The 9960-nt window shown below is 72.7% G+C and carries 10 protein-coding genes; 9 read left to right on the top strand and 1 reads right to left on the bottom strand.

From position 1 onward, the window contains the following. Window positions 1-173: 173 nt before the first annotated feature. A complete protein-coding gene (locus tag TR50_RS27695; protein WP_042427797.1) occupies window positions 174-794 on the bottom strand; it encodes a TetR family transcriptional regulator in 621 nt (206 codons plus the stop codon). Between the two features lie 179 nt (window positions 795-973). Between TR50_RS27695 and TR50_RS27700 the strand changes: the two genes are divergently transcribed. From TR50_RS27700 to TR50_RS27740, 9 genes are all read left to right on the top strand, one after another. Beyond that, complete coding sequence (locus TR50_RS27700; protein ID WP_084701073.1) at window positions 974-1693, top strand: response regulator transcription factor; 720 nt, start codon at window positions 974-976, stop codon at window positions 1691-1693. Window positions 1694-2035: 342 nt separating this feature from the next. Further along, a complete protein-coding gene (locus tag TR50_RS27705; protein WP_084701075.1) occupies window positions 2036-3187 on the top strand; it encodes a hydroxymethylglutaryl-CoA lyase-like TIM-barrel protein in 1152 nt (383 codons plus the stop codon). A 110-nt stretch (window positions 3188-3297) separates the two neighbouring features. Then, complete coding sequence (locus tag TR50_RS27710) at window positions 3298-3483, top strand: lysine biosynthesis protein LysW (RefSeq protein WP_042427800.1); 186 nt, start codon at window positions 3298-3300, stop codon at window positions 3481-3483. Window position 3484: 1 nt separating this feature from the next. Continuing rightward, a complete protein-coding gene (locus TR50_RS27715; protein ID WP_042427803.1) occupies window positions 3485-4336 on the top strand; it encodes an ATP-grasp domain-containing protein in 852 nt (283 codons plus the stop codon). Beyond that, window positions 4333-5403 carry an N-acetyl-gamma-glutamyl-phosphate reductase gene (gene argC, locus TR50_RS27720; protein WP_042427806.1) on the top strand — a complete coding sequence of 357 codons (1071 nt, stop codon included), beginning with the start codon at window positions 4333-4335 and terminating at the stop codon, window positions 5401-5403. The genes TR50_RS27715 and argC overlap by 4 nt, the downstream gene beginning before the upstream one ends. Then, window positions 5400-6221, top strand: coding sequence for an amino acid kinase family protein (locus tag TR50_RS27725; protein ID WP_042427809.1), 822 nt, complete (start codon window positions 5400-5402; stop codon window positions 6219-6221). Before argC ends, TR50_RS27725 begins: the two co-directional genes overlap by 4 nt. Before the next feature lie 11 nt (window positions 6222-6232). Beyond that, on the top strand, window positions 6233-6796 hold the full coding sequence (locus TR50_RS27730) for a glutamine amidotransferase-related protein (protein ID WP_042427811.1): 564 nt from the start codon (window positions 6233-6235) through the stop codon (window positions 6794-6796). 57 nt (window positions 6797-6853) lie between these two features. Continuing rightward, complete coding sequence (locus TR50_RS27735) at window positions 6854-7972, top strand: Glu/Leu/Phe/Val dehydrogenase dimerization domain-containing protein (protein WP_052441399.1); 1119 nt, start codon at window positions 6854-6856, stop codon at window positions 7970-7972. Further along, window positions 7969-9603 carry an AMP-binding protein gene (locus tag TR50_RS27740; RefSeq protein WP_042427813.1) on the top strand — a complete coding sequence of 545 codons (1635 nt, stop codon included), beginning with the start codon at window positions 7969-7971 and terminating at the stop codon, window positions 9601-9603. Before TR50_RS27735 ends, TR50_RS27740 begins: the two co-directional genes overlap by 4 nt. Window positions 9604-9960: the final 357 nt, after the last annotated feature.

Raw genomic sequence — 9960 nt, forward strand, 5'->3', positions numbered from 1 at the left:
AGCCGCCCCGGGCGCAGGCGCTGTCGCGGGCGCGCGAGCCGCCGGGCCCCACCGCGAGGGCCTGGTGACCTGGGTGGCCGACGGTCGGCGCCCGCGCCGCGAGGCGAGCGCCGGGCCGGATGTCCGGCAAAGGGCGGGGCCCGGAGACGCCTCCCGCCCGAAGGGCCGGGGCGCTATCGGTGGCGGCGGGGGGTCGGGCCGTCGGCTTCGGGGCGGCCGGCGGCGAGCCCCTGCTGGATGAGGTCCCAGATCCGGGCGAGCCGCGCGGTGGGCCGGCCGTCGGGGCTCTGGTCCCGGAGGACCGAGTGGCGGATCTCCGCCTCGACGCCGGTCAGCAGATGGATCGCCAACGAGGCGAAGACCACCCGGGCGGAGCCGGGGAGCGCCTCGTCCTGGCGGAGCCGGCCGAGGCGCTCCCTGATCGCCGGGACCCATGCCGACGTCCAATCGGGCCCGCCGTCCGGCTGCTCCCGGCTGAGCCGGGCCGCGGCGCGCACGGCCACGTCCTCCTCCAGCAGCGAGGCCAGGGCCAGCGTCAGCGAGATCACCCACAGCACCGCCTCCGACTGACGCGGCACGGTCCGCACCGTGGCCACGGTGGCGGCGTGGCCGTGCACCCGGACCTCGGCCGCCAGGTCCTCCTTGCTGGCGAAGTGGAACGTCAGGGCGCCCACGGAGATCCCCGCGGACCGGGTGATCCGCGCCAGCGACGAGGCGGCGTAGCCGTTGCGGTCGAACTCGCGGGCCGCGGCGCACACCAGCGCCTGACGGGTCCGGGCAGCCCTCTCCTGCATCACCACGCTCCTTCCCCGCAAGCAGACTTGCCCGCAGACGGTCGTCGGCCGTTCAGGCCGATGTTATCTGGCTCACGTGACAAAAAAATAACTGTCGCTATTATTTAGCTTGAGTACCGTCACGTGGGGACAGCCGTCGGCGCACCGGCCTCCCCGCCGGGCTTACGAGTGGGGGAGCCATGACTCAGATCACGCCGGAGGCACTGAGAGCGGAGGCGCGGACGGCCCGCGCGACGGGCCTGACCGGGTCCGTACTGGTGGTCGCGGGCGACCGGGCCACCGCCGAGACGAGGGTGCGGGACCTGCGGCGGCAGGGCTACGCCGTCAGCAGCGTCGCCACCGGGGCGGAGGCGCTCGCCACGCACCAGCGGTCGGACCTGGTCCTGTTGGACCTCGACCTTCCCGACATCGACGGCTTGGAGGTCTGTCGGCTGCTGCGCACGACCGGGGACCAGCCGATCATCTCCATCGCGCCGCGCGACACCGAACTCGACCGGGTCCTGGCCCTCCAGGCGGGGGCGGACGACTGCGTCGTCTCCTCGTGCGGGGTCCGCGAGATGCTCGCCCGGATCGAGGCCGTGCTGCGCCGCGCGCGGCCGCGGCCGGCCTCGCACACCATCTCGCTGACTCCCCTCCAGATCGACGGCAGCACCCGCGAGGTCCGGCTGCACGGCAGGCCGGTGGAGCTCACCTCCAAGGAGTTCGACCTGCTGCACACGCTCGCCGCGGACCCCAGAAGCGTGCTGTCGCGCAAGGAGCTGATGGCGCGGGTGTGGGACACCACCTGGGCGGCGTCCACCCGCACCATCGACACGCATGTGAGCAACCTGCGAGCCAAGCTCGGGGACAAGTGGATCATCACGGTCCATGGCGTCGGATACCGCCTGGGCCGCGGCTGAGCGACCGCGCCGAAGGGCGGGCCGGGAACCCCCGGCCCGCCCTTCGGCATTTCCCGGAACAATTCGGCGCACCCCGACCGCCCTCCGGAATAAGGGGCTCCGAATTTCCTTCCCGTATATCCGCCGAAGTCCATCGGCCGCCGACGTCCGCCGACATTCCTTGACAAAGTCCGGACACCAGAACGATTGCCCGGCCCCGCGGCGCCGTACAGGATGGTCACCAGTGCGCACCGCACCGCCGAGCTCCGGAAACGAAGCCAATCGCCAACGAACAAAAGGCCCTTGGCATTCGCGCGGAGCCAGATCCGGGAACACCTCCCGGACCAAGGAGGAGGGAACGCAATGGAAAAGAAAGAGCACGGGGGGACACTCCCGGTGCCGCCGCAGATATCCGACGCCACGCTGCGCGATTCCGCGCACATGGCGGGTGTGGAATTCGGCCCCAAGGACGCCGCCGCGATCGCCGACCTGCTGGTGCGGACCGGCGTCGCGCTGGTCGAGGTGGGCATGGTCGCCGGCCCCGACTCGAAGGACGCCGACCTGGTCCTGGCCACCCACGAGGCCGTCGGCCCCGAGCGCAGCATGACGCTCGTGGTCGTCCGCGACCGCCAGCAGGTGGCGACGGCCCTCGACGAGGCCGAGCGGCTCGGCGTGCGGCACATCATGTACTCCATCCCCACGTCCGAGCAGCACGCCATGCTGAAGCTCGGCTCACCCAGCGCCAAGTTCCTCCAGACGCTGGCCCGTTCGGCGATCTCGCAGGCCAAGGAGCGCGGCTTCCACGTCACCTTCAGCGGCGAGGACGCGGCGCGTACCCCCGCCGGCCGCCTGGTCCCCTACGTCACCGCGGGCTTCGACGCCGGCGCCGACCGGTTCCGGCTGGCGGAGACCGTCGCGTACCTCTCGCCGTGGCAGATGGAGGACGTGATCGCGGACCTGACCGCGATCGACGGCTCCGAGATCGAGATCCACTCGCACAACATGCTGGGCATGGCGGTCGCCAACTCCCTGGCCGCGGTGCGCGCCGGGGCGAAGTGGATCTCCGCGACCGTCGGCGGGATCGGCGAACGCGGCGGCAACGCCCCGCTCGCCGAGCTGCTCACCTCGCTGCGGGTGATCCACGGCGACACCCGCTTCGACCTGACCCACCTCACCGAGCTGTCGCGGCTCGCCCTTACGGGCGCGGGTCTCGGCGAGGCGTTCCAGTCCGGCCCGACCAGCACGCACTCCTTCGCCTACGAGCTGCCCGGCCAGCTGACCCACCCCGAGGCCTACGAGACGCTGCCGGCCGAGCTCGTCGGGAACTCCCGCGAGCTGCTCGTGCGCACCCGCCTCACCACCCCGCTGGTCGCGTGGGCCCTGAACGACTCCGGCGTCTTCGTCGACGTCGACGCCTTCACACCCTGGCTGATCAAGCGTCAGGAGGAGGCGGGCGGACCGCTGCTGGACCGCGACGCGATCCGCAAGGCCGCCATCGAGTTCCAGGCCGCCTGAAGCCCGAGCCCCGCGCGTACCCCCACACGAGCGCACCCCCACACCAGCGCACCCCCCGACCGCTCGACCGCACCGAACCGACACCTTCACCACCAACAGGAGCGAACTCCATGTCCACCGCCACCCTGACCGGCGCCTGCCCCGAGTGCGAGACCGACCTGACCGTCCCGCCGATCGCGCAGGGCGAGACCTTCTCCTGCCCCGAGTGCATGCTCACGCTGCGCGTCGAGGACATCCAGGACGGGCGGCTGACCCTCCAGATGGTCCAGGTCACGCTCCGCGACTGGGGCCAGTGAGATGACCCGGAACGTCGCCATCGTCGCGGACCGGATCAGCTGGGAGGAACGCCGGCTGATCGAGGCCGCCCCCGAGCTGGGACTGCACGTCGAGTGGGTCAATGACGAGTCGCTGTGCCTGGGCGCGCCCGGCGCGCCGTCCGTGCAGGACTTCGACGCCCTGCTGGTGCGCAGCCGCAGCTACACGCGCGGCGGCCTGGTCGCCACGCTCGCCGAGGCCGCCGGGATCCCGGTCCTCAACAGCGCCAGGGCCATCAACGCCTGTGAGAACAAGGCCGTGCTGCGCTCGGTCCTCAGCTCCGCCGAGATCCCGGTGCCGGACTTCCGGCTCGTGCTCTCCCGCAGGGACTTCGAGAAGGCGCTCGACGAGCTCGGCGTGCCGGTGGTGCTCAAGCCGATCTTCGGCGGCATGGGCAAGCGGGTCACCCTGATCCGCCACACCGACACCGCCCAGTCCGTCTACGACTACGTCGAGGACCTCGGGCACGCCTTCGAGCAGGCCTGCCTGGTCGAGCCGTACCTCTCGGGCGGCTCCTCGGTGCGCTGCCTGGTGGTCGGCCGCGACATCGTCGCCGCCGCGGAGTTCGCCAGCGCCGGCGCCGACTGGCGCAGCAACGCGGCGCTCGGCAACCGCAGCAGCACCCTCGCCTACGACCCCGACGTCGTGAAGATCGTCGACGCGGTGGTCTCCGAACTCGGCGCCGGGATCTACGGCGTCGACCTCTTCCGCACCGACGACGGCTACGTCGTCAACGAGGTCAACCACGCCCCCGCGTTCCGCGGGGTGGCCTCGGTGACCGGCGCCGACATCCCCACCGCCGTCGGCTCGTTCGTCCAGGAGCTGCTCTCATGATCCGCGCGGGTGTCGTCGGAGCCTCCGGGCTCGCCGGCGGCGAACTGATCAGGCTGATCACTCAGCACCCCGAGCTGGAACTGACCTTCCTCGGCGGTTCCTCCAACATCGGCCGGCGTCCGGCCGAGCTGCACGCCAACCTGCGGGTCGACCTCGGACTGACCGTGCAACCGGTCACCGAGGAGGTCGCAGGCCAGGTCGACGTCCTCTTCCTGGCCACCCCGGCGCCGGTCTCCGCGCAGCTCGCGGAGCTGCTCGCGGACCGCGGGCCGACGCTGGTCGACCTCAGCGGCGCGTTCCGCATCCGCACCCCGGAGCTGCACGACCGCTGGTACCCCAAGGTCCGGCGCCTGCCCGAGCTGGCGGACCGCTTCGTCTACGGCGTCCCGGAGCTGATCCGGGACCAGCTGGTGGGCGCGCCGCTGATCTCGCTGCCGGGCTGCTACGCCACCGCGCTGACGCTGGGCCTGGCCCCTCTCACCCTCGGCCTCGGGCTGGACCTGAAGACGGTGGTGGTGGACGGCAAGAGCGGCTCCAGCGGCGGCGGCCTGCATCTGCGCACCGCGGACCTGCACCCGTTCCGCAGCGGCGCCATCGCCCCCTACGCCCCGACGGGGCACCGGCACGCGGCCGAGGTCGGCGACTTCCTGGCCCGCGCGAAGTCGGACAGCGGCACGTCGGGCAGCATCGCGTCGCTGAGCATGTCCGCCTACGGCGTCTCGCACGTGCGCGGCCTGCTCACCAGCTCCTACGTGTTCACCGACGCGGAGGTCGACCAGCGCGAGCTGCAGCGCGCCTACCTGCGCTTCTACAAGGGCAACCGCTTCGTGCGGGTGCGCCGCAACAACGAGACGCTGATCCCGGTGCCCGACCCGCAGGCCGTGCTCGGATCCAACTACTGCGACGTGACCGTCCTGCACGACCCCGAGGGGGGACGGATCGTCGTCCTCTCCGCGCTGGACAACCTCGTCAAGGGCGCGGCCGGGCAGGCCGTGCAGGTCGCCAACATCCGCTACGGACTGCCCGAGGAGACGGGGCTGACGATGCAGCCGGTGATGCCCGCATGAGCGGGACGCGGGCCACCGGCCGGACACGGGACACCGCGACCCCGACCGTCGTCAAGCTCGGCGGCAGCTGCCTGGACGACCTCGCCGGGACCTGGTGGGACGACCTGTCCCGCTACGCCCGGGTGCGGCCGCTGGTCCTCGTGCACGGCTGGTCCAAGCCGCTCAAGCGGCTGAGCCCCCGCTACAGCGAGCCGTCGGCGATCCTGCGGGACCGCTACGGCAACCAGAGCCGCTGGACCACGCCCGAGGTCATCGAGGACATCAAGACCGTCAGCTCCGCGCTGGCCGAGGACGTCCTCGGCCGGCTGGGCCGACGCGGCATCACCGCGGAGTGGCTGCTCGGCAGCGACGGGCTGGTCCAGGCCGGCGAGGGCGAACGCTGGTGGTGGCGCGAGAAGCAGCTGGTCGAGCTGGAGAACCTGGTCGGCCCGATCACCGGCGTCGACCCGGCCGCGCTGAAGAACCTCCAACCCGGCCACGCCTACCTGGTCACCCCGCTGGCCCGCAACGCCGCCGGGCAGGAGGTCAACAACGACGCCGACCGGGCGGCCGCGGCCATCGCCGGGGCCGTCGGCGCCACCGACCTGGTCCTGGTCACCGACGTCCCGCACCTGCTGGTCGACGGGCAGCCGGTGGACCGGATCAGCGCCGAGGCCGCGGCCGAGTTCCGCGACAAGGGCGCCACCGGCGGCATGCGCAAGAAGCTCCGCGCCGCCGGCGAGGCCCTGGACCGGGGCGTCACGCGCGTCGTCATCGGCAGCGCCCCCGTCACGGACCTGCTCGCCGCCCGCACCGGCACCGTCATCACCCGAACCTGAGGAGCGAGCACGTGGCGAAATCCCGTGTACTGGTCGTCAACAACGGAACCCTGTCACTCCCGCAGCTCCGCAGGCGCTTCGAGGACATGGGCTCCGAGACCGACGCCGTCGACGCGGCCTCCGTGCCGGCCCGACTGGAGGGCCGCTACCAGGCGATCGTCCTGAGCGGCACCAAGGTCCGCGCCTACGACCAGGACTTCTACAAGCCCCTCGTCGACCTCGTCATGGGCTCCGACGTCCCGGTCTTCGCCATCTGCGGCGGCATGCAGCTCATCGCCGTCGCGGCCGGCGGCCGGCTCGCCGAGGGGCAGAGCCGGGTCGGCGGCTACGAGGCGCAGGTCGACAAGACCGAACCGCTCTTCGAGTTCGTGAAGCCGACCGTGACCGTCTTCCACCGGCACACCCTCTACCTCCAGGAGGCCCCACAGGGCTTCCGCACGATCGGCCGCTCCGAGCACGCCCCCGTGGAGTTCCTGCGCTCCGACGACGGCCGGATCTTCGGCGCGCAGGCCCACCTGGAGTTCCGCGAGGACGGCCGGGAGATCCTGCGCGGCTTCGCGCAGCTCTACCGGTGACGGTCGGCGGATCCGTGAACCAACCCACGTAGGACCCACGTAGGCAAGGACTTGACCATGAGTGTGCAAGGCTCGAACGGGCCCGCCTTCACCGTCCGTCTGGGCGGCAGCGGCGGCCACATCAAGGGCTGGGTGGTCGTCGACTCGCTCGTCGACGGCCTGGCGATGGGCGGCACCCGGATGACCGCCGGGGTGACCGAGGAGGAGGTCGCCGGGCTCGCCCGCGACATGACCGAGAAATTCACCCTGGCGGGGCTGCGCATCGGCGGCGCCAAGGCCGGCATCGTCGCCGAGGGCGGCGACCGCGAGGAGACGTTCCGCACCTTCGGACGGACCGTCAAGCCGCTGCTGCACGGCGGCATCCACCTCGGTATCGACATGGGCGTCACCCCCGCCGACCGGGCCGTCTTCTTCGACGAGGCCGGGTACGACCCGCGCTACCGCCTCGGCGCCCCCGACATGCCGATCGACTGGCGCACCTACTACGAGCCGCTGATCGACTGCACCGGCCACGGCGTCGGCGTCGCCGCGCTCACCGCGCTGGAGGCCGGCGGCCGCACCGGACCGGCCCGGATCGTGATCCAGGGCTTCGGCGCCGTCGGCCGCGCCGTCGCCCGCTTCCTGGAGGACCGCGGACACGTCGTCGTCGGCGTCGCCGACGTGCAGGGCACCGTCAGCGCCGACCGGCTCCCGGTCGCCGACCTGGTCGCCATCACCGACGAGTTCGGGCGGATCGACCACACCCGGCTGCCGCAGCACGTCACCGTGAACCGCGAGCCGGACGCCTGGCTCGACCTGGACGCCGACCTGCTGGTGCTCGCCGCGCAGAAGTACGCGCTCAACGCCGAGAACGCCCACCGGCTGCGCGCCCGCACGGTGATCGAGGGCGCCAACATCGCCTCCAGCGACGAGGCCCGCGAGAAGGTCGCCGCCGCCGGGGTGACGCTGGTCCCCGGCGTCATCGCCAACATCGGCGGCGCGGGCTCCGCGGCCCTGGCCGTGACCCGGGTCGTCCCCTTCGACCTGTCGGCCGACGCGCGCAAGCAATGGGTCTTCGACTGGGTCGCCGACCGGGTCCGCACCAACACCCGTGACCTGCTGGAGATCGCGGCGTCCCGCGCCGGCGACCCGCTGCCCGAGCTGCTGGCCGTGCGCCGCCAGGAGCTGCACCGATGAGCGCCGACCCGTCGGCCGCCGACCGGCTGGCCGAGTACCGCAGGCGCGGCTGGTGGCGCGACGAGACCTTCCTGGACGACCTGCGCCGCCAGGCGCAGGAACGGCCGCGCAAGCTCGCCATCGCCGGACGCCGGCTCGCCGAGGCCCGCACCGACACCCTCGACTACGCCGAACTCGCCCGGCTGACCGACCGGTTCGCCGGAGCGCTGCTGGAGCTGGGCGTGGAACGCGGCGACGTCGTCGCCGTCCAGCTGCCCAACCGGTGGGAGATGGTCCCGCTGATGTTCGCCTGCATGGCGGCCGGCGCGGTCATCTGCCCGATCGCGCCGGTCTGCCAGGAGGAGGAGCTGCGCCACCGGCTCGCGCTCACCGAGGCCCGGGTGTGCATCACCCTGCCGGAGTGGGACGGCTACCCGCTGGCCGAGACGCTCAACGCGCTCCGCTCCGAACTGCCGCTGGAGCACGTGGTGGTGCTCGACGGCCACGCCCCCGCGGGCGCGGTCGACTTCCACGACCACTTCGTCGCCACGCACTGGGAGAACCGGCGCATGGGCGACCTGGAGGGGCGCCAACTGCGGCCCGACGAGCCGTTCGTGGTGCTGTTCACCTCCGGCACCACCGGGTTCTCCAAGGGCGTGGTGCACAGCCAGAACACCGTCCACTCGGGCGTGCGCGGCTACGTGGACACCTTCCTGCTGCACGGCGGCCTGGTCGCCGCGGTCACCACCCCGCTGGTGCACTACTCCGGCTTCGGCCAGGGCGTGCTCGCCGGGGTGATGCTCGGCGGCACGATCGCCTTCCAGGACGGCCCCGACCACGCGGGCCTGTTGGACCTGGTCGAGCGCTACGGCGCGACGCTGATCTACGGGCCGCCGCCCACCCTGTCCGGGGTGGCCGCCGCCCAGCAGGCCGACCCGCACGACGTGTCGAGCCTGCGCCACACCGTCACCGGCGCGGCGCCGGTGCTCCAGGAGCTGGTGGACGAGCTGCGCGACACCTTCGGCGCACGCACGTACTCGGTGTGGGGCATGTCGGAGTTCGGTCCCGTCACCATCAGCCGCCTGGACTACAACCAGGACTGGGCGGCGCACAGCCACGGGCGGCCGATCGACTCCATGGAGATCCGCATCGACCAGTGCGCGGACCCGACCAAGCGCGCGCCGGTCGGTCGGCTACGGGTGCGCGGGGCGTCGCAGGCGCTCGGCTACTACAAGCAGCAGGACGTCTTCGACGCCGAGCTGATGGGCGACGGCTGGTTCGACACCGGCGACGTGGCCCGCGAGGACGGGCGCGGCGGCATCCGCGTCCTGGGCCGCGCCAAGGACGCCATCATGCGCGACGGCATCGTGCTGCCGATGGCCGAGCTGGAGTCGGTCATCGCGGCCCATCCCAAGGTGACCGAGGCCGCGATCGTCGGCCCGACCGGGCACATCGACGACCCGATCCTCGCGGTCGTCGTGCCCAGCGGCGGCACCCCGCCGAGCCTCGAGGAGCTCCGCGCCCACCTGCGCGCGGCGGGCCAGGACGCCCGGTTCCTCCCCGAGCGCCTGGAGATCACCGCGGCCCTCCCGAAGACCCTCACCGGCAAGGTCCGCAAGGTCGAACTGCGCAAGCAGTACGCCACGGACTGACCCTTCGGGTCACCCCACCGCACCACCCCGCCCCCACCCGGCCGGCGGCCCAGCCCCCGACGGGCCGCCGCCGGAGCCCAACGGGCACCGACAGCTCCGCTGCCCAGCCACAGGAGCGGCACAGCCCCGCAGCCGCGCGGGCAACGGGCGTCGCCGAACCACCCACCGGTCGGCGCAGCCTTCGCTCTCCCACCTCACCCGGTGGCGGCCCGGCCCCCGACGGACCGCCACCGGGCCCCGACGGGCAGCAGCAGCTCCACTGCCCGGCCACAGGAGCGGCAGAGCCCCGCAGCCGCGTGGGCAACGGGCGTCGCCGAGCGCACCCACCGGTCGGCGCAGCCTCCGCTCTCCCGCCCC

The organism is Streptacidiphilus anmyonensis, from assembly GCF_000787855.1.
Lineage (GTDB): Bacteria > Actinomycetota > Actinomycetes > Streptomycetales > Streptomycetaceae > Streptacidiphilus > Streptacidiphilus anmyonensis.